The 18,694-nt window shown below is 70.6% G+C and carries 19 protein-coding genes; 13 read left to right on the top strand and 6 right to left on the bottom strand.

All coding sequences use genetic code 11. From position 1 onward, the window contains the following. The first annotated feature begins 61 nt into the window (after positions 1 to 61). The 6 genes from ACIGYR_RS21025 to ACIGYR_RS21000 all read left to right on the top strand — a co-directional run bounded on the left by ACIGYR_RS21025 (position 62) and on the right by ACIGYR_RS21000 (position 4,206). A complete protein-coding gene (locus ACIGYR_RS21025; RefSeq protein ID WP_399597387.1) occupies positions 62 to 1,282 on the top strand; it encodes a sensor histidine kinase in 1,221 nt (406 codons plus the stop codon). Between the two features lie 11 nt (positions 1,283 to 1,293). Continuing rightward, entirely contained in the window at positions 1,294 to 2,058 is a 765-nt protein-coding gene (locus ACIGYR_RS21020; RefSeq protein WP_399597390.1) for a response regulator, read from the top strand. A gap of 113 nt (positions 2,059 to 2,171) precedes the next feature. After that, positions 2,172 to 2,369, top strand: a complete 198-nt coding sequence (locus tag ACIGYR_RS21015) for a Flp family type IVb pilin (protein WP_399597393.1) — start codon at positions 2,172 to 2,174, stop codon at positions 2,367 to 2,369. Beyond that, positions 2,366 to 2,980: a pilus assembly protein TadG-related protein gene (locus tag ACIGYR_RS21010; protein ID WP_399598623.1), complete on the top strand. Its 615-nt coding sequence runs from the start codon at positions 2,366 to 2,368 to the stop codon at positions 2,978 to 2,980. Before ACIGYR_RS21015 ends, ACIGYR_RS21010 begins: the two co-directional genes overlap by 4 nt. A 16-nt stretch (positions 2,981 to 2,996) precedes the next feature. Further along, complete coding sequence (locus ACIGYR_RS21005; RefSeq protein WP_399597396.1) at positions 2,997 to 3,578, top strand: hypothetical protein; 582 nt, start codon at positions 2,997 to 2,999, stop codon at positions 3,576 to 3,578. A 7-nt stretch (positions 3,579 to 3,585) separates the two neighbouring features. Next, positions 3,586 to 4,206, top strand: a complete 621-nt coding sequence (locus ACIGYR_RS21000) for an OmpA family protein (protein WP_399597398.1) — start codon at positions 3,586 to 3,588, stop codon at positions 4,204 to 4,206. 136 nt (positions 4,207 to 4,342) lie between these two features. Here ACIGYR_RS21000 and ACIGYR_RS20995 read toward each other — a convergent pair whose 3' ends face one another. Continuing rightward, positions 4,343 to 4,720: a DUF192 domain-containing protein gene (locus tag ACIGYR_RS20995; RefSeq protein WP_399597400.1), complete on the bottom strand. Its 378-nt coding sequence runs from the start codon at positions 4,718 to 4,720 to the stop codon at positions 4,343 to 4,345. A gap of 86 nt (positions 4,721 to 4,806) precedes the next feature. Here ACIGYR_RS20995 and ACIGYR_RS20990 point away from each other — a divergent pair, with 86 nt between their 5' ends. The 6 genes from ACIGYR_RS20990 (at position 4,807) to ACIGYR_RS20965 (ending at position 12,704) form a co-directional block, all read left to right on the top strand. Further along, entirely contained in the window at positions 4,807 to 5,679 is an 873-nt protein-coding gene (locus ACIGYR_RS20990) for an LLM class flavin-dependent oxidoreductase (protein WP_391840239.1), read from the top strand. A gap of 312 nt (positions 5,680 to 5,991) precedes the next feature. After that, on the top strand, positions 5,992 to 6,777 hold the full coding sequence (locus ACIGYR_RS20985) for a class I SAM-dependent methyltransferase (protein WP_399597404.1): 786 nt from the start codon (positions 5,992 to 5,994) through the stop codon (positions 6,775 to 6,777). Between the two features lie 831 nt (positions 6,778 to 7,608). Continuing rightward, on the top strand, positions 7,609 to 8,382 hold the full coding sequence (locus ACIGYR_RS20980; RefSeq protein ID WP_391840243.1) for an isoprenyl transferase: 774 nt from the start codon (positions 7,609 to 7,611) through the stop codon (positions 8,380 to 8,382). 349 nt (positions 8,383 to 8,731) lie between these two features. Continuing rightward, a complete protein-coding gene (locus ACIGYR_RS20975; RefSeq protein ID WP_399597409.1) occupies positions 8,732 to 10,057 on the top strand; it encodes a PhoH family protein in 1,326 nt (441 codons plus the stop codon). A 384-nt stretch (positions 10,058 to 10,441) separates the two neighbouring features. Beyond that, positions 10,442 to 11,161 (top strand): transglycosylase SLT domain-containing protein, encoded by a 720-nt coding sequence (locus ACIGYR_RS20970; RefSeq protein WP_391840247.1) that lies wholly within the window; start codon positions 10,442 to 10,444, stop codon positions 11,159 to 11,161. Positions 11,162 to 11,378: 217 nt separating this feature from the next. Continuing rightward, on the top strand, positions 11,379 to 12,704 hold the full coding sequence (locus ACIGYR_RS20965; RefSeq protein ID WP_399597411.1) for an AI-2E family transporter: 1,326 nt from the start codon (positions 11,379 to 11,381) through the stop codon (positions 12,702 to 12,704). Positions 12,705 to 12,726: 22 nt separating this feature from the next. Here ACIGYR_RS20965 and ACIGYR_RS20960 read toward each other — a convergent pair whose 3' ends face one another. Further along, on the bottom strand, positions 12,727 to 13,260 hold the full coding sequence (locus ACIGYR_RS20960) for an alkyl hydroperoxide reductase (RefSeq protein WP_391840251.1): 534 nt from the start codon (positions 13,258 to 13,260) through the stop codon (positions 12,727 to 12,729). 3 nt (positions 13,261 to 13,263) lie between these two features. Further along, positions 13,264 to 13,818, bottom strand: a complete 555-nt coding sequence (locus ACIGYR_RS20955) for a peroxiredoxin (RefSeq protein WP_391840253.1) — start codon at positions 13,816 to 13,818, stop codon at positions 13,264 to 13,266. A 138-nt stretch (positions 13,819 to 13,956) separates the two neighbouring features. Between ACIGYR_RS20955 and ACIGYR_RS20950 the strand changes: the two genes are divergently transcribed. Further along, positions 13,957 to 14,904 carry a LysR substrate-binding domain-containing protein gene (locus ACIGYR_RS20950; RefSeq protein ID WP_391840255.1) on the top strand — a complete coding sequence of 316 codons (948 nt, stop codon included), beginning with the start codon at positions 13,957 to 13,959 and terminating at the stop codon, positions 14,902 to 14,904. Between the two features lie 140 nt (positions 14,905 to 15,044). On the opposite strand, the gene ACIGYR_RS20945 is transcribed toward ACIGYR_RS20950, so the two are convergent. The 3 genes from ACIGYR_RS20945 to ACIGYR_RS20935 are packed head-to-tail and all read right to left on the bottom strand — an operon-like array spanning position 15,045 to position 18,594. After that, complete coding sequence (locus tag ACIGYR_RS20945) at positions 15,045 to 17,387, bottom strand: ABC transporter permease (RefSeq protein ID WP_399597416.1); 2,343 nt, start codon at positions 17,385 to 17,387, stop codon at positions 15,045 to 15,047. Continuing rightward, on the bottom strand, positions 17,384 to 18,073 hold the full coding sequence (locus ACIGYR_RS20940) for an ABC transporter ATP-binding protein (RefSeq protein ID WP_391840259.1): 690 nt from the start codon (positions 18,071 to 18,073) through the stop codon (positions 17,384 to 17,386). Before ACIGYR_RS20940 ends, ACIGYR_RS20945 begins: the two co-directional genes overlap by 4 nt. Continuing rightward, positions 18,070 to 18,594 (bottom strand): PadR family transcriptional regulator, encoded by a 525-nt coding sequence (locus tag ACIGYR_RS20935; protein WP_391840261.1) that lies wholly within the window; start codon positions 18,592 to 18,594, stop codon positions 18,070 to 18,072. The genes ACIGYR_RS20940 and ACIGYR_RS20935 overlap by 4 nt, the downstream gene beginning before the upstream one ends. Positions 18,595 to 18,694 lie beyond the last annotated feature (100 nt).

The raw sequence follows: 18,694 nt of genomic DNA, 5'->3' as shown, positions 1-18,694 counted from the left end.
ACGTCAGGGGGTCTCCACGGCCGAACCCTCCGAGAAGCTCCAGATCCGGGCCCTGCAGGCGATGTGCCGCCAGGTCTTCGGCTTCCGGCTGGCGATGATCGTCGTGTCGGCCCCCGCCGCACTGCTCAACGCGGCGCCCGGCCTGGGCGCCCGCCTGGTCGGCGCGGCCGTCGTCGTCACCTTCATGGTGTCCTACGTCCTCTTCCGTGACTGGGAACGCTTCGGCCCCCTCCTGCTGCGCCACCCCAGCCTGCTGGCCGCCGACACACTCTTCGGCTCCTTCCTGCTGATCTCGGCGGGCCCGGACACCACCCTCGCCTACGTCAGCGTCTGCACCCCCCTCCTGGCCGGCCTGGTCTACAGCTGGCGCGGCGCGGCCTGCTTCGCCTCCCTGCAGTCCCTGATCCTGTTGTTGGTCCACGCCACCCTGAAGGCCGACCGGCACGCCCCCGTGGCCGAGGCCCTGCTCCTGCCCGGCCTGTGCGTCATCGCCGGCGCCATGGGCTCGACCCTGCGCAATCTGATGCTCCGGTTCGGCGCCGCGACCCAGGCCCTGACCGCGGTGCAGGCCCGCCTCGCGGTGACGGAGGCGGTGAGCGCGGAACGCGCCCGGCTGGCCCGCGAGATGCACGACTCCGTGGCCAAGACCTTGTACGGCGTGGCCCTGGCGGCGGACGGCCTGGCGGCGACCGCCTCGGCCGACGCCCCGGATCCCGCCCGCATAAGGCAGCAGGCGGAACTGGTGTCCCGCTCGGCGCGCAGGGCGGCGGCGGAGTCCCGGGAACTGCTGACGGACCTACGGCGGGACCAGCCCGGGGCGACGGACCGGACCCTGTTCTGGAAGGAACTGGCCCACCAGGCGCTGGCCTTCACGAGCCGCACCGGGCTCCAGGTGACGTGCCACTGGCCGGGGGCCGCTCCCGCCCCGCTCCCGTCTCTCCCGCCCGTCGTGGCCCGACACGTCCTCTCCATCGTCGCGGAGGCGCTGGAGAACGCCCACCGCCACGCGTCGGCGACCCGCGTGGACGTACGGGCGGTGGTCGAGGGCCGGCTGCTCAGCCTCACGATCCACGACGACGGCACCGGCCTGCCGCCCGGCACCACCCTCGAAAAGCTCCGCGAGTCCGGCCACTTCGGCCTGCTCGGCATGGTCGAACGAGCCGCACAGGCGGGCGCCCGCATCCGCGTCGGCAGGGGCGCCCACGAAGGAGGCACCGAGGTGCGCCTCGACGTACCCCTGCCGACACCCGCTCCCTCCGTTCCCGAATCCCCGAAAGCCTGAGAGGAGGCACCATGCGGTCCTCGCACAGCGCCCCCAGGTCCGCCTTCCCACCGCCGGTGCCGGATCCGTCGCCGTCGCGGCTGCTGGTCGCCGACGACAATCCCGTGGTCCGCGCCGGTCTGACGGCACTGCTGTCGGGCCGCTCCGACACCACGGTGGTGGCGGAGGCGAGGGACGGCCGAGAGGCGTACGAGGCGGCTGTCCGGCACCGGCCGGATGTCATCCTCCTCGATGTCCGTATGCCCGGAGTCGACGGAATCTCGGCGTTGCCCCACCTGGTGCGGCTGGCCCCCGTCATGATGCTCACCTACAGCCACGAGGCGGAGACCGTGCGGGAGGCGCTGCGGCTGGGGGCGGGGGGATATCTGGTGCACGGCGAGTTCACGACCGAGCAGTTGGTGCGGGCGGTGCGGGATGTACGGGAGGGCCGGCCGCATGTGACGCCTGGGGCGGCGAGGGCGTTACTGACATCCCTGCGGGAAGATGCACCTGCACACGAGGCGCCCAACTCCCCTGAATTTCCAACAGATCCCCCCTCTCCAAGTCTTTCGCAACTGCAACCCCCTATGGGACAGTCGTTCCGGTCACGGTTCCGGCTGAGTACGAGGGAGGCAGAGATCATGGACCTCATCGCGTCCGGGATGACCAACCAGCAGATCGCTGCCGCCTGCTTCATCAGCGAGAAGACGGTCAAGAACCACATCAACCGCATCTTCGCCAAGCTCCACACGACGACCAGGTCTCAGGCCGCGGCCAAGTGGCTGGGGGTGGCCTGAGATGGAGACGCGGCGGAGGAAATGGGTCCGCGGTTGGGCCCTGGGGCCCTTTGATGCCGGGAGTGTCGGGTCGTACGTTGCCCGGACCGGAGGCGAAGCTGGAGGGGAACACCGTGAGCAAATGGTTCAACACCACCGTCGCGTATCTGCAGTCCTGCGTCGCGCGCAGCGACAAGGGGCAGACCGCGGTGGAGTACCTCGGCATCATCGCGGTGGTCGTGGCGATCGTCCTGGCCATCACGGGTACGAGCATCGGCCAGTCGATCTACGACGCGATCACGAACAAGATCGCCGAGGTCACCGGCGGCTGATTCCTCCATACAGCGACTCAGGGCAGGCCTTCCCCATCTACATCACGGTGGTGGCGGGCCTGCTCTTTCTTGCGCTGGCCTACCTCGCCGTCGGTCAGGCCGCGGTGAACCGGAGTGGCGCCCAGACGGCGGCGGATGCGGCGGCTCTGGCGGCAGCCCAGAAGACCCGGGACCAGCTCGCGGGTTTGCTCGCGGGCCTGTGGGTGGACGACGTACGCGATCCGTCCAAGTGGCAGGCCGTTTTCACCGGAGAGGGAGCCGACGATTTCTGCTGGCGCGCCGACCAACTCGCCGCGCAGAACGACGCGACGGCGCAGTGCGTGTTCGACCCACCGCTGAGTTATGTGGTCGACGCCAGGACGAACAAGTCCGTGGGGGGCTCCGTTGTGCCTGGTACCGAGAACGTGCACTCGACGGCGCATGCAACTGCCGTGATCGAACCGCTCTGCCGCGTCACGCCGCCCGGTGAGGGCGCTGAGGACGACACGCTTCCTCAACTCGACTGCGGGGACGAGGTCTGGCATCCGAAGCCGGACGACAAAACGGGGCTGCCGAGGCCCGAAGACCTCTTCGACGTCCACCTGGCCGACTCACGAGCGAACGATCGATGACTAAGGAAGCTGAGCGATGAGCATTCGGTTCACTGCGAAGGCCCGTAGAGGGATGGTCGCCTTGACCATTGCGGCCGGCTTGGCCGTCGGCGTGGCCGGTTGCGGCGGAAGTGGCGGCGACGACAAGAAGCCGGACCGTTCAGCGTCCGCTTCGAGGGCGAGTGGCTCCGACCCGAGTACTCAGGAAGGGCAGTCGGACCAGCCGCTGGCCGAGTTGAAGGGGTCGGACGGTCTGCTCCTCCAGATCGCCTCCGTTCAACGGGATGCGGGCGGGTTCGTCACGGTCAACGGCATTCTGAAGAACGACGGGGCTCAGACCGCTGTGATCCCCTCCGCTCTGAGCGGCAATGAAACCGAGATCATCAGGAACGGCAGGTCTCTGGGCGGGGCCACACTGGTCGATCCGCAGGGTAAGAAGCGGTACTACGTGCTGCGGGACACCGAGGGGCGACCCCTGACAACCACCGGCTTCTCGACCCTCAAGGCCGGTGCCACCTTGGCCGTCTTCATGCAGTTCCCGGCGCCCCCGACGAGCGTGACCGAGGTGGACTTCCAATTGCCGACATTCACCTCCGCCACCATCAAGGTTTCCGGGTGAGGCCCAAGTGACCACCAAACCCCGGCTTGCCGTCAGTGTCGTCGTGTTTCTGCTCGCCTCGGCCCTGCCCGCCACGGCGGTCGCCGACGACACCGGTCCCAGCGAACCCCCCGGCACCGAACCCACCGCCACCGCCCCCGTCGAAGTCGACCCCACCGACCCCGACCTGAAGCTCCCCGAAGGTGCCACGCTCGCCGACGCCAAGGTGCTGGACATCAAGTCGGTCGTCGAGGATCAGAGTGGGGACGAGCGACGCGAGGACACCAACGCCGACGTGACCTTCGCCCTGCAGGCGGAGGTGCTGTTCGGCAAGGACAGCGCCAAGCTCAGTGCAGAGGCGAAGTCCCGCATCGTCGGCATCGCCGAGGAGATCAGGAAGCAGAACGCGACCCAGGTCCGCGTCTTCGGCTTCACCGACAACCTCGGCTCCTCCGCCCACGGCGACACCCTCTCCAAGCAGCGCGCCAACGCCGTACAGGCCGTACTCGACCAGGATCTGAACTCCCCGTCCGTCACCTTCGACGTACGCGGCTACGGCGAGCAGTACCCCATCGCCGACAACTCCACCGAAGAGGGCCGGCGGAAGAACCGACGCGTCGAGGTGACCTTCCCCCGTACCCAGCAGTGACCGGACCGGTCAGTCCCCCGACTCCCGGTGCTCCACCTCGCACTCGGACCAGATCCGATGGGCGCCGTCCGCGGCGATCGCCGGATCACCGGCCCTCCCGGGTCCCGGCCGGCGCCCCGCCCCGCTGTCCGCACGGTCACGGAGAAGCCGCCTCCACCTCCACCCGTACCCCCGCCCGCACGCCCCACCCCGCCATCGCGCCCGCCTCCGCCTCCAACACGTGCCGTGCCCCTAGCCGTGGCAGGCCCAGGCGGCCCGGGCTCATCGTGCGGACGGCGATGACCGTGAGCCGACGGTCGAGGTAGGCGACGTCGATCGGGATCCGCATCCCGAACGTGTGCACCCCGCTCGCCGGCGACAGCAGCATCGCCCCGTCCACCGAGTCCCGGCCCAGGAGCCCCTTCGTCCGCGCCCGGTAGGAGGCCGAGACCTCCAGCGGAACGGAGGCGGTGGGCACCTCCCCGGAGGCCGCCCGCACGATCAGCCGTCCTCGTCCGTCCCGCCAGCGCCCCATGCCCGGCCCTTCCCGTCGGTCGTCGCCAACTCGCCTCGCGCGTATGTGCGTTGTCCTTTCCCGTCCTCCCCACTAGGAAGGTCGTCATGACAGGACTCGGTGTCGTATTCCGCCCCCAGCTTCCTCCCGAGCGGCTTCGGTCCGTCGCGCGCCTCGCGGACGACGTGGGCCTCGAAGAGCTCTGGTTGTGGGAGGACTGCTTCCTGGAGGGCGGGGTGTCCACGGCCGCCGCCGCGCTCGCCTGGACGGAGCGGGTTCGGATCGGGATCGGACTGCTGCCCGTGCCGCTCAGGAACGTGGCCGTCACCGCGATGGAGGCCGCCTCGCTGGAACGCATGTTCCCCGGCCGGGCCGTGCTGACCGTGGGGCACGGGGTGCAGGACTGGATGGGGCAGGTCGGCGCCCGGGCCGCCTCACCGCTCGGCCTCCTCGGCGAGCACCTCGACGCCCTGCGCGCCCTGCTGCGCGGGGAGCGGCTCAGGGTGCGCGGACGGTACGTCCGACTGGACGATGTCGCCCTGGACTGGCCCCCCCGGCAACCGGTCGACGTCCTCGCGGGCGGTACCGGTCCCCGTACGCTCCGGCTCTCCGGTGAAAAGGCCGACGGCACCCTCCTGACCGCCGCCACGTCGGTGGCCGGCGTACGGCGGGCCCGGGAACTCGTCGAGGAGGGGCGGCGGGCGGCCGGACGCAGTGGTCCGCACCGGATCGTCGTCTATCTCCTGGCCGCCACGGGGGCCGACGCCGACGCCCGGCTGCGCGCCGAACTCGAGGCCGAGGGGCTGAAGTCGGCGCCGGACGTGGGTGTCGCCGGGGACGCGGCTGCGGTGGCCGAGGCGGTGCGGCGACTGGCCGGGGCCGGCGCGGACACGGTCGTACTCCAGCCGACGGCGGACGAACCCGACCTGGAGGGCTTCCTGCGCTTCACCGCGGAGGAGGTCCGGCCCCTGCTGCGATGAGAACCGGCCACGGGACTTCCACCGGCGGGCAGGGGTCCTGAGGGAGGGACGGGAACTGTTGCCCATGGACGCCGCTGGTCAGGGGTCCTTGTACCGACCCCCGATACCTCCGCGCCCAACTCCGGCACCTCCCGCCCGACCCCCGATACCCCCCGTTCGATCCCCGAGAACTCCCCGCCCGACTCCCGACGACTTCCTGCTCAACCCCCCGAACGTCGCCACCGCAGCGGTCGCCCGTCCGTGTACCGCAGCGGTCTTCCTGCGGGTGGAAAATCGGCAGCCCCGCTCGTGGGCCCCTGCGATCATGGGGCCATGACTGCGCACCGTTCCTTCGAAGATCTTGTGGCCGAGGGGGTCGCCGTGCCCACCGAGGGGTGGGACTTCTCGTGGTTCGAGGGGCGGGCCAGCGAGGCGCGGCCGTCGTGGGGGTATGCCAGGTCGGCGGGGGAGCGGCTGGCCGGGGCCGAGGCCGTGCTCGACATCCAGACCGGGGGCGGGGAGGTGCTGGACTTCTCGCTGAGCCGGGCGGAGCCGGGCCGGCCGGTGCTGGTCGCGGCGACCGAGGGCTGGCCGCCGAACGTGGCCAAGGCCACCGCCCTGCTCCGGCCCCGCGGTGTCGTCGTGGTCGCCGCCCCGGACGACGCGCCGCTGCCGTTCGCTGACGAGGCGTTCGACCTGGTCCTCAGCCGGCACCCGGTGCGGCCGCACTGGGACGAGATCGCGCGGGTGCTGCGGCCGGGCGGCACCTATTTCGCCCAGCACGTGGGGCCCGGCAGCGTCTTCGAACTGGTCGAGTACTTCCTCGGGCCGCAGCCGGAGGAGGTGCGCCGCGGTCGCGACCCCGAGGGGGAGCGGGCCGACGCCGAGGCGGCGGGGCTGGAGATCGCCGGGCTGAGGGCGGAGCGGCTGCGGATGGAGTTCCATGACATCGCCGCCGTCGTCCACTTTCTGCGCAAGGTCGTTTGGATGGTCCCGGGCTTCACGGTCGAGGCGTACGAGCCGCAGCTGCGGGCGCTGCACGAACGGATCGAGGAGGAGGGCCCGTTCGTCGCCCACAGCGCCCGGCACCTCTTCGACGTACGCAAGCCCGGCCGCTGACGAAACCGGCGGACAGGGGGAAAGCGGTGTGACTCGCCCGGAGTTTCCCCGGGAGTTTTCTCAGGGTTTCCACATCGTTATCCACCGCGGTTCACTTGCGCCTCACCTGTCACGTAGGTTCAGACCAAGGTAATTCGCGTCAGCAAAGCTGCGCGGGCCGGTACCGCGCAGTGGAGGGGGCTGCGCGGTGCCGTGAGGCCGTGTGATCGCCGTCCGGCGCGGGAGCGGAATGGTCAAGTCACCGTTCGCCGGTCGGGTAGCCCATCGGAGGGGCTCCGGGGCAACGCGCCGATGTGCCCCCAAGATGGCGTAATCCTTACGAATCCATTCGTATGCGGCCGAATTCCCTGGGATTCCGCTGTGAATCGGCCCGGAATATCCTCTGAACCCCGCATTCCGCGGCCATCGGGGCGTTGCCGGGCGATTCCGGAGAGTAGTTGTGGCACGCCGATGCACCCACCATCCCTCACGAAGGGTTATGGTGGAAACCCCCCCTCGGGCCGGTCCGTCTCCCCCCCACGGACCGGCCCGTTTTTTCTTGAGCGGGTCGGGAACCTCCGGCCGGGCACCGACGTCCCCGCCCCGGGCGGGGGACCGTGCCCGGGGTGCGGCTGGTCGCGTGGGCGCGGCTGAGCCGGGTGGACGCGACCGGCCCACGGCACCGCACCGGGCGCCGCGGGCCCCACGGCACCCGAACCGGCCCCCACGGCCGCCCCCGAAGGTGAACCGTACGGACCAAGAGCCGAAACCCGGGCCGGAAGCAGCCCTCCGGCAGCGGTAGGCTCAACGGCTCCGGCACCCATACCCCGCGCCCAACCCCCGGAGGGTCACGTGAACCTGCGCGACAAGTTGCGCGGCCTGCTCGTCAGGCTCTACGCACGCCGGGTGGAAGGCCACCTGGACCACGCTCAGGTGCCCAAGCACATCGGCGTCATCATGGACGGCAACCGTCGCTGGGCGAAGGCGTCCGGCTCCACCACGGTCCACGGTCACCGGGCCGGTGCCGAGAAGATCGAGGAGTTCCTCGGCTGGTGCACCGAGACGGACGTCGAGGTCGTCACCCTGTGGCTGCTGTCCACCGACAACTTCGACCGTCCGCAGGACGAGCTCGTCCCCCTGCTCGGCATCATCGAGGACGTCGTCCGCACCCTCGCCGCCGACGGCCGCTGGCGCGTGCACCACGTCGGCACGCCGGACCTGCTGCCCTCCCAGATGCAGACGGCGCTGAAGGAGGCCGAGGAGGCCACCGCCCACATCGACGGGATAGTCGTCAACGTCGCCATCGGCTACGGCGGCCGGCAGGAGATCGCCGACGCCGTGCGCTCCATGCTGCACGACGCGCACGACAGGGGCGTGTCGATGGAGGACCTCGCCGAGTCCGTCGACGTCGACATGATCGGCCGTCACCTCTACACCGGCGCCCAGCCCGATCCGGACCTCGTGATCCGCACCAGCGGCGAACAGCGGCTGTCCGGATTCATGCTCTGGCAGACCGCCCACTCGGAGTACTACTTCTGCGAGGTCTTCTGGCCGGCCTTCCGCAAGGTCGACTTCCTGCGCGCCCTGCGCGACTACGCCGCACGTCACCGCCGTTACGGCGGCTGAACCGCCCCCCACCGCCCCGTCGCCGCCCGGTGACGGGGCGGTGTCGCATACCCCGGTTCGCGGATATGTAACAAGGAGTTCACCAGCACGCTGTTGGCCGCATTTGCATGGTGGCGCATGTTCGAGGGCATAAACGAAACAGGTCGACACCCGAACCACGGGCGTCGGATCTCAGCGGACGGCACGGGGCCGTCCGCCCGGGAGGCCCTTTGCACCAGCCCGACCGTGCGGTCACGGCACGGAAACAGCCGCGGGGGGGCCGGTTCGCGGCCCGCCGTGCGCGGGGCCAGACACCGGTCCAGCATCACTTCGTCGCTCCCCGACCTCATCCGAGGGGGTACGTCCTTCCGTGGTGACCAGCACAAAGCGCCACAAGCCCGACCGGCGCACCTATGTTCTCGACACCAGCGTCCTGCTGGCCGACCCGAATGCCCTGACCCGCTTCGACGAGCACGAGGTCGTGCTCCCGATCGTCGTGGTCACGGAGCTGGAGGCCAAGCGGCACCATCCCGAACTCGGCTACTTCGCCCGCCAGGCCCTGCGCCTGCTGGACGACTACCGGGTGAAGAACGGTCGCCTCGACGCCCCCATCCCGACCGGGGAACTCGGCGGGACGGTCCGGGTCGAGCTCAACCACTCGGACCCCAGCGTGCTGCCCACCGGCTACCGCCTGGGGGACAACGACTCCCGCATCCTGGCGGTGGCCCGCAACCTGCAGGCCGAGGGGTTCGACGTCACCGTCGTGTCGAAGGACCTGCCGCTGAGGATCAAGGCGTCCTCGGTCGGCCTCCTCGCCGAGGAGTACCGGGCCGAGCTCGCCATCACGGACAGCTCCGGCTGGACGGGGATGTCCGAACTCACCCTGTCGGGTGAGCAAGTGGACATCCTGTTCGAGGAAGGACACGTGTACGTCCCGGAGGCGTCCGACCTGCCCGTGCACACCGGGCTGACCATCCAGTCCGAGCGCGGCAAGGCGCTCGGCCGGGTCACCGCCGAGGGCAACGTCCGCCTGGTGCGGGGCGACCGGGAGGCGTTCGGCATCAAGGGCCGCAGCGCCGAGCAGCGCATCGCGCTCGATCTGCTGCTCGATCCGGACGTCGGCATCGTCTCGATGGGCGGCCGGGCCGGCACCGGCAAGTCGGCGCTGGCGCTGTGCGCCGGCCTGGAGGCGGTCCTGGAGCGACGCCAGCACCAGAAGGTGATGGTCTTCCGGCCGCTGTACGCGGTCGGCGGGCAGGAGCTGGGTTATCTGCCCGGCTCCGAGGCGGAGAAGATGAGCCCGTGGGCGCAGGCCGTCTTCGACACCCTCTCCGCGGTCACCAGCCGCGAGGTCATCGAGGAGGTCACCGCGCGCGGGATGCTGGAGGTGCTTCCGCTCACCCACATCCGCGGACGCTCGCTGCACGACGCGTTCGTGATCGTCGACGAGGCGCAGTCGCTGGAACGGAACGTCCTGCTGACCGTTCTGTCCCGGATCGGTGCCAACTCCCGGGTGGTGCTCACCCATGACGTGGCACAGCGGGACAATCTGCGCGTAGGCCGTTATGACGGAGTCGTCGCCGTCGTGGAGAAACTGAAGGGACATCCCCTCTTCGCCCATGTCACGCTGACTCGGTCCGAGAGGTCCCAGATCGCGGCGCTTGTGACCGAAATGCTGGAGGACGGCCACATCTGACGGCGAGCAGACGGCTGTTGGCGCCGTCCGGCAAAGGGCATGAGCCTAGCCGGGCGGCGCCTTGGCGCGTGGAGCTTTCCTGAAATCCCGGGGGCCAAACGAGATGTGAGCTTTCACACGCAACACAGAATTGCCACGCGGCGTCCGGTTACGGCAGAGTCTCACTCCTGTCAGGCCCCGCATACGACACACCTGTACCCCCAGCGGTACGGCACCACAGAAGTAACGCCTCCAACTCCATAGAGTCGTCGTATGCCGCCCGAGCTTCACGCGGCGCTCCCCTCGGGGGAGTTGCCCACCGGGCCCGTGCCTCCCGTGACCCCGCAGTTGGGAGGCCAGTGTCAGGGGGCACGATTGCGTCCGCCAGGGTCACCGAAGCGGGCGATGCTGGAAGGAAACCGTGTGAGCCGGATTTCGGTCCGGGGACTCGCAGTGGCCTCGGCCACCGCGGTCACCGCCGTCGGAAGCGTCGTGGGCGTTGCCTCGGGCAGCACCGCGCAGCCCAACGACGCAGAGGCGACGGCAGCCGACACCACGCTCCTCGCGGACATACCCGCGGGTCAGCAGGCGCAGGTGCAGACCGCGTCCCTCACGCAGCAGGCCGACGCACAGGCCATCGCCGCGGACGTGAGCGCCAAGAAGGACGCCGAGGAAGCGGCCCGCAAGGCCGCCGCCGAGACGGCCGTCGCGAAGAAGGCCGAGGCGGAGAAGGCGGCCAAGGAGGCCAAGGAGCGCGCCGAGGCGAAGTCGGCCGAGGTCGCCAGCCGCAGCGACGTCCGCGACTCCTCCAGCTTCCCGGTCCAGAGCAACTACTCCGTGGCGCAGATCCAGGCGATGGCGCGTCAGATGGTGGCCGGCGACCAGTTCCAGTGCTTCAGCAACATCGTGGACCACGAGTCCAGCTGGAACTACCACGCGGTCAACGCCTCCTCCGGTGCCTACGGTCTCTTCCAGGCCCTGCCCGCCGGCAAGTACGCCTCGGCCGGTGCCGACTGGCAGACCAACCCGGCGACCCAGATCAAGTGGGGCCTCAACTACATGAACGAGCGCTACGGCAGCCCCTGCCAGGCGTGGTCGTTCTGGTCGGCCAACCACTGGTACTAGGCACCCCGCTGGGTTCGGCCGCCGGGCATGAGCGGGCCGGACGCGGCTGGTCGCACGGTGCCCCGCGCCCCTTCGGGGGCGCGCAGCGGCCCTCTCGATCTCGCGCAGCCCCTCCCCGTCCTCAGGGGAGGGGCTTTCGCACGGTACGGTCGTACCCGAACGACTCCAGGGGCGAGTGGTGGCCGACACCCGGGGACGCGGGGGAAGAGGACGGATCATGTCGCGAGTGCCAGGGTGGCTCGGCCGGCTCGGGGCCGGCCTCACCGAGATGAGCGAGCGCCTCGACGAGCGCCGCGCGGAGGTGGAGAAGGACCACTCGGAACCGGCCGACTCCGCCGGTCCCGAACCGGCCGACACGCCCACGGAGGCGGCCCCGCCCGTCCGCCGGACCGTGCCGCCGGCCGGCCCCCGTCCCGACCCCGCCGCGGTCGTGCCCTGGGGTGTCCGGGTCGCCGCCGAGGCGGGCTGGCGGCTGCTGGTGCTGGCCGGCACCGTCTGGGTGCTGATGCGGGTCATCAGCGCCGTCCAGCTGGTGGTGTTCGCCTTCGTCATCGCCCTGCTGGTCACCGCCCTGCTCCAGCCGACGGTCGCCCGCCTCACCCGTCGCGGGGTGCCGCGTGGTCCGGCCACCGCGCTCACCGCCATCAGTGGCTTCGTCGTCATCGGCCTCATGGGCTGGTTCGTGACCTGGCAGGTCATGGAGAACATCGACACGCTCTCCACCCAGATCCAGAGCGGCATCGACGACCTGCGCAACTGGCTGCTGAAGAGCCCCTTCCACGTCACCGACAAGCAGATCAACCAGATCGCCCAGAACCTCCGCGAGGCGATCGGCGCCAACGCCGACCAGATAACGTCCGCGGGCCTGGAGGGCGTCCAGGTCATCGTCGAGGCCCTCACCGGCATCCTGCTGGTGTTCTTCTCGACGCTGTTCCTGCTCTACGACGGCAAGCGCATCTGGGAGTGGTTCCTGAAGCTGGTGCCCGCCGCGGCCCGTCCGGGCGTGGCCGGTGCCGGCCCGCGCGCCTGGCGCACCCTGACCGCCTACGTCCGCGGCACGGTCCTGGTCGCCCTCATCGACGCCGTCTTCATCGGCATCGGCATCTACTTCCTCGACGTGCCGATGGCCGTGCCGCTCGCCGTGTTCATCTTCCTGTTCTCGTTCATCCCGCTGGTCGGCGCGGTCGCCTCCGGCGCGCTCGCGGTGATCGTGGCGCTGGTCACCCAGGGCGTGTTCACGGCCCTGATGACCCTGGTGGTGGTCCTCGCGGTCCAGCAGATCGAGGGGCACGTGCTCCAGCCGTTCATCCTCGGCCGCGCGGTCCGGGTCCACCCGCTGGCGGTCGTCCTGACCGTGGCCGCCGGCGGCATGGTGGCCGGCATCGGCGGCGCGGTGGTGGCCGTACCGCTGGTCGCGGTGACGAACACGGTGGTCGGGTACCTGCGGCAGTACTCGCTGGACATGGGGCAGCGGGAGTCCGCCGGGTCCGCGGACGTGCCGGTGGCGCGGGAGAACGCGGAAGACCCCGCCCACCAGGGGTGAGCGGGGTCCTCAGGGGTGTGACCTACTCGGCCAGCACGGCCTCGGCCTCCAGCGTGGCGCCGACCGCCTGGACCACGGAGGCGATCTTGAACGCCTCCTGGACGGTCTCGCGCTCCACACCGGCCTTGCGCAGGACCTGCTCGTGCGAGTCCAGGCACATGCCGCAGCCGTTGATCGCGGAGACCGCGAACGACCACAGCTCGAAGTCGACCTTCTCCACGCCCGGGTTGCCGATGACGTTCATCCGCAGGCCCGCGCGCAGGGTGCCGTACTCGTGGTCGGACAGCAGGTGCCGGGTCCGGTAGAAGACGTTGTTCATCGCCATGATGGCGGCGGCCGACTTGGCGGCCTGGTACGCCTCCGGCGAGAGGTTCGCCTTCGCCTCCGGCGCCAGCTCACGCAGCACGATCGGGGAGCGGGAGGCGATGGCGGTCGCCAGCACCGTGCCCCACAGCTGCTGCGCCGGCAGCTCCGAGTTGCCGATGACCGAGCCCAGGTTGAGCTTGAGGTCCTTGGCGTAGTCCGGAACGAGGGACTTCAGGGAGTCGAGTGACATGGGTCACTCACCAGCCAGCAGCGCGACCGCGTCGAGGGTCTCCTCGCCCTTGCTCCAGTTGCACGGGCACAGCTCGTCGGTCTGCAGGGCGTCGAGAACCCGCAGGACCTCCTTGGGGTTACGGCCCACGGAACCGGCGGTCACCATGGTGAACTGGATCTCGCGGTTCGGGTCGACGACGAAGACGGCGCGCTGCGCGAAGCCGTCCTCGCCCTCGATGCCGAGGTCGCGCATCAGCTCGTGCTTGGAGTCGGCCATCATCGGGAACGGCAGGTCGGTCAGGTCCGGGTGGTCCTTGCGCCAGGCGTGGTGGACGAACTCGGAGTCACCGGAGAAACCGAGGATCTGGGCGTCGCGGTCGGCGAACTCGTCGTTCAGCTTCCCGAACGCGGCGATCTCGGTCGGGCACACGAACGTGAAGTCCTTGGGCCACGCGAAGACCACGAGCCACTTGCCCTCGTAGGACTTGTGGTGGACCTGCTCGAACTCCTTGCCCTTCTCCAGCGAGACGCAGGCGGTCAGTTCGAACTCGGGGAACTTGTCACCGACAGTGAGCACACGCTCTCCTTGCAGCGAAGAAACTTCCCTTTTGGGGTGTTTCTCATGGGTTGGACGCTGTCGATGTTGGCACAGGGTGCATTGATTAGGGAAATAGCTACACTCGGTTGCGTTGATCGGAGGTAGTTATCAGTGACCATGGGTAACGGGAAACGCAGGCAGCCGAGCCTGGCGCAGCTGCGGGCGTTCGCCGCGGTGGCCGAGCATCTGCACTTCCGGGACGCGGCGGCGGCCATCGGAATGAGCCAGCCCGCCCTGTCCGGCGCGGTCTCGGCGCTGGAGGAGACCCTCGGCGTGACCCTCCTCGAGCGTACGACGCGCAAGGTGCTGCTCTCGCCCGCGGGGGAGCGGCTGGCCGTACGCGCCAAGGCGGTGCTGGACGCGGTCGGCGCGCTGCTGGAGGAGGCCGAGGCGGTCCGGGCGCCCTTCACGGGCGTGCTGCGGCTCGGGGTGATCCCCACCGTCGCGCCGTATCTGCTGCCGGCCGTGCTGCGGCTCGTCCACGAGCGCTATCCGGACCTCGACCTTCAGGTGCACGAGGAGCAGACCGCCAACCTGATCGACGGCCTGAACTCCGGCCGGCTCGACCTGTTGCTGCTGGCGGTGCCGCTCGGCGTACCCGGCGTCGTCGAACTCCCCCTCTTCGACGAGGACTTCGTGCTCGTCACCCCGCTCGACCACTGGCTCGGCGGCCGGGAGGGCATCCCGCGTGAGGCGCTGCGGGAGCTGAACCTGCTGCTCCTGGACGAGGGGCACTGCCTGCGCGACCAGGCCCTGGACATCTGCCGGGAGGCCGGCCGGGAGGACGCGCCGGTCACCACCACGGCCGCCGGACTGTCGACGCTGGTCCAGCTCGTCGCGGGCGGTCTCGGCTGCACCCTGCTCCCGCGCACGGCCCTGCGGCTGGAGACGACCCGCAGCACCCAGCTGCTGACCGGCTACTTCGCCGAGCCCGCGCCGAGCCGCCGGGTCGCCTTCGCCATGCGCGCGGGCGCGGCCCGGGCCGCCGAGTACGAGGAACTCGCCGCGGCCCTGCGGGGGGCGCTCCGCGCCTTGCCCGTACGGGTGCTCGACGCGGCCGACTGACGTTCCCGAGCGGGCGGCACCGGGTGCGCGGCGCCGCGGGCCGGCGCGGGCTTCCCGCACCGGCCCCGGCACAGTTCCCCGCGCCCCTTCCCCGAGCCTCTTCGCGGCGCCCCTTCCCCGCACTCCTCCGCGGCGCCGGCCTACTCCGTCCGCAGTCCCTCCGGCCGCATCATCCGCAGCAACGGCGGCAGGCTCAGCAGGGTGACCGCGAGGACCACCGCCGCGCCGGCGCCGGTCATCGAGAGCACGCTCATCCAGTCCACGGACACCGTCGCCTGCATCATCTTCAGCAGCACCGTGCCGAGCGTCAGTCCGACGGCCGAGGCGAGCAGCAGCCCCAGGGCGATCGGGATCGTCGTCTGCCACAGCACCGACATGCTCAGGGTGCGCCGCCGGGTACCGAAGGCGACCAGCGACGACAGCAGCTTCCTGCGTTCGCGCAACTGCTCCAGCTGGGACACCAGCAGGCTGATGCCGATCAGCGCCAGCACACAGATGGCGCCGACGAACGTTCCGGTGCGGATGGAGGTGAACTTGTCGGACTCCTCGGTGGACGACCACAGCATCACGTCCGCCAGCGGGTCGACCGCAGCCGCCGTGTTGCGCACGTACTCGTGCACGTCCCGCACCGACTGGTCGATCGTCACGTACACCGACGAGCTGAACGCCTTCGCTCCGTGAGCCGGCGCGGCGGCCGGGGTCAGCAGGAAGCCGCCGTACTTGTTCCCGTTCGGGGAGGTGATCGCGCGGACCTGCTTCAGGCCGCCCGGTACGGTCCAGCCGGTCTCCGGGTGCTGTCCGACGCCGAAGTTCATGTCGAGCCAGAGCCGGCGGCCCGGCTCGGCCAGCTTCGCCGTGTCGGCGTCCGAGACGCTGTCGGACCCGGTGGCCACGAAGACGTCCCCGTCATGGCAGCTGGACAGCCGTGCGACTTCGCGCAGTGCGGCGCAGTCGCCGACCGTGACACCGGTGGAGGCGCCGGGCCCCTTGCCGCGCCAGCTCCGGTCGCCGACTTCCGCGGTGGCCAGTGCGACGGCCTTGCGGACGCCCTTGGTGGCGGCGAACTCGCCGGCGGCCGGGGTGAAGGGGACGCCCCGGGACAGGTTGACCTGCATCTGGATCCGGGCGGTGTCCTGGCCGGTGACCTTGGTGTAGTCGCTCTGGACGCCCGCGAACAGCATCTGCATCGCGATCGCCCCGGCCACCGCGACCGCGATGCCGTTCACCATGCGGGCCGCCGAGCCGCTGCTCAACTGCAGCCGTCGTACGGCCAGTTGCCAGGCCACTCCGCCGTGGCCCAGCCGGGCCACCACCGCCTCGACGATCCACGGCAGCAGCGTCGTCACACCGACGAGCAGCAGCACGACACCGCCGATCACCAGGTACTCGTCGAAGTAGGCTTCCCGGCCCTGCCCGATCATCGGGGCGAGCATCGCGAGGCCGCCCAGCGGCACCAGCAGCCGCCACCACAACCGGCGGCGCCTGGGCTTGGCCGTGCGGACCACGCCCAGCGGCTCGATGACCACCCCGCGCAGCGCGAACAGGGTGACCAGCACCGCCGCCGCCGGAACGGCCACCGCGACCAGGGCGGCCAGTGCGGGCGCGGGGTTGAGATAGCTGGGGAACACGCTGATGCCCATGACCTCGACCGAGCCCGCGAGCTGCCGGCCGAGCAGGAAGAAGACGGTGCCGAAGAGCAGTCCGACCAGCGAGCCGGCGAGAGCCTCGCCCGCCGCGATCCGCCGGGTCGACCGGCTGTCGGCGCCCACCAGCCGCAGCGCGGCCAGTCTGCGGTCACGCCGCTCGCCGCCGAACCGTACGGCGGCGGCGATGAACACGGCGACCGGCATCAACAGCACCACGAAGACGACCAGCACCAGCAGCAGCAGGACCGGGTCCAGTCCCCTCGCCTCCGTCGGCTTCAGCGGACCGAACTCGGTGATCCGGGCCGTCTGCCAGCCGTCGATCCGCGGGGCGAGGTTCGTGGCCCCGGCGTAGTAGGCGAGTTCGTGCGAGCCGATGAGGCCGCTCTCACCGATCGTCCCGACGACGCGGTACGGCAGCCGTTCGCGCAGCAGCTTCCCGTCCGGGGAGCCGAGGAGTTCCTTCAGCGCGGGGGAGACGACCATGTCGCCCGGTGCCGGGTACTTCGCCAGGCCCGGGGCGACCGGCGCCCGCGGTCCTTCCGGCTCCACCAGCCGGCCGCGGATGTCGCCGCCGTGGAACGTCGTGTCGGCGTCGGAGATCACCAGGGTGTCGGCGGCTTTCGGCCGGCCGGGACCGTAGGTGTAGTCCAGGCGGGCCTGGTCGCGGTCGTGCCGTACCGCCATCGCGTTCGGGATCGCGGTCGTCAGCAGCAGCAGTGCCACTCCGAGGCCGACACCGACCGCGGTCAGCAGCATCCGGATCCAGCCCTCGCGCCCGCCGGTGAAGGCGAACCGGGCGCCGAGACCGAGATCCCTGGACCACTGCCGCGCGCTCATATGGCCCGCTCCATGTCCCGGGACCTGCCGTCGCGTACGACGATCTCGCGATCGGAGTAGGCGGCCACCCGGGCCTCGTGCGTGACCAGGACGACGGCCGCGTTGGTGGAGCGGGCGGCGTCGGTCAGCAGCTCCATCACGCGCTCGCCGTTGAGGGAGTCGAGCGCGCCGGTCGGCTCGTCGGCGAACACCACCCGGGGGCTGGTGACCAGGGCCCGCGCCACCGCGACCCGCTGGCCCTGGCCGCCGGAGACCTCGCCGGGCCGCTTGCCCTTGAGGTCGTCCACCTCCAGGCGCTCCATCCAGGCGAGCGCGGTCCGCTCGGCCTCCTTGCGGGAGGTGCCGTTCAGCCGGAGCGGCAGGGCCACGTTCTCCACACAGGTCAGCTCCGGGACCAGCTGCCCGAACTGGAAGACGAACCCGAAATCGCTGCGGCGCAGCGCGCTGCGGTGGGCGTCGCTCATGCCGGCCAGTTCGCGGCCGTCGTACGTGATGGACCCGGAGTCGGGCGGCACGATGCCGGCGAGGCAGTGCAGCAGCGTCGACTTGCCGGAGCCGGAGGGGCCCATCACGGCGACGACCTCGCCGGCGTGGATGGAGAACTCGGCGCCGTCGAGCGCAGCCGTGGGGCCGTAGGACTTGCGCAGGTCTTCCGCGGACAGCAGGGAGCCGGGGGGAGGAGTCACGCGGCCACCGCCTCACGGAGTTTGCCGAGGCGGGCCGCGGTCAGCTCGAGCCAGCGCAGGTCGGCCTCCAGATGGAACAGGGCGTGGTCGCAGATCAGCTGGTCCGCGAGGTCGCCCTTGCGCTTGCGGTCGGTCAGGATCCGCATGCTCCGCAGGTGCTCGGCCCGCTGGGTGTCGAGGATGTCGGCCGCGTCGCGGTGGGTGAGGAGCGCGAGGACGACCTTGGTGTAGAGGGTCGACTGGAGGTACTCCTCCGGCTTCTCCGGGGTGGCGAGCCAGCGCTCGACGTCGGTGATGCCGGCGTCGGTGATGGCGTACCGCTTGCGCTCGGGGCCGCCGCCCGCCTCGATCCCGTCGACTTCCACGAGTCCGTGCTTCAGCAGCCGGGACATCGTGGAGTAGACCTGGCCGTAGTGCAGCGGCCGGTCGTGACCGAACTTCTCGTCGAAGGCCCGCTTGAGGTCGTAACCGTGGCGCGGGCCGGACTCCAGGAGCCCTAGAAGGGTGTGACCGATGGACATGGGAGCACTCTACACACGGTGTATACGCGGCGTGTATACGCTGAGTGCGCACGTGCTGGCGAGCGGTGGGACCGCGCAGGTGGGGGCCGATTGTCTTGGT

The sequence above is a fragment of the Streptomyces sp. NPDC053076 genome (genome assembly GCF_044546845.1).
Lineage (GTDB): Bacteria > Actinomycetota > Actinomycetes > Streptomycetales > Streptomycetaceae > Streptomyces.
This window is presented reverse-complemented; position numbering and strand designations above follow the sequence as displayed.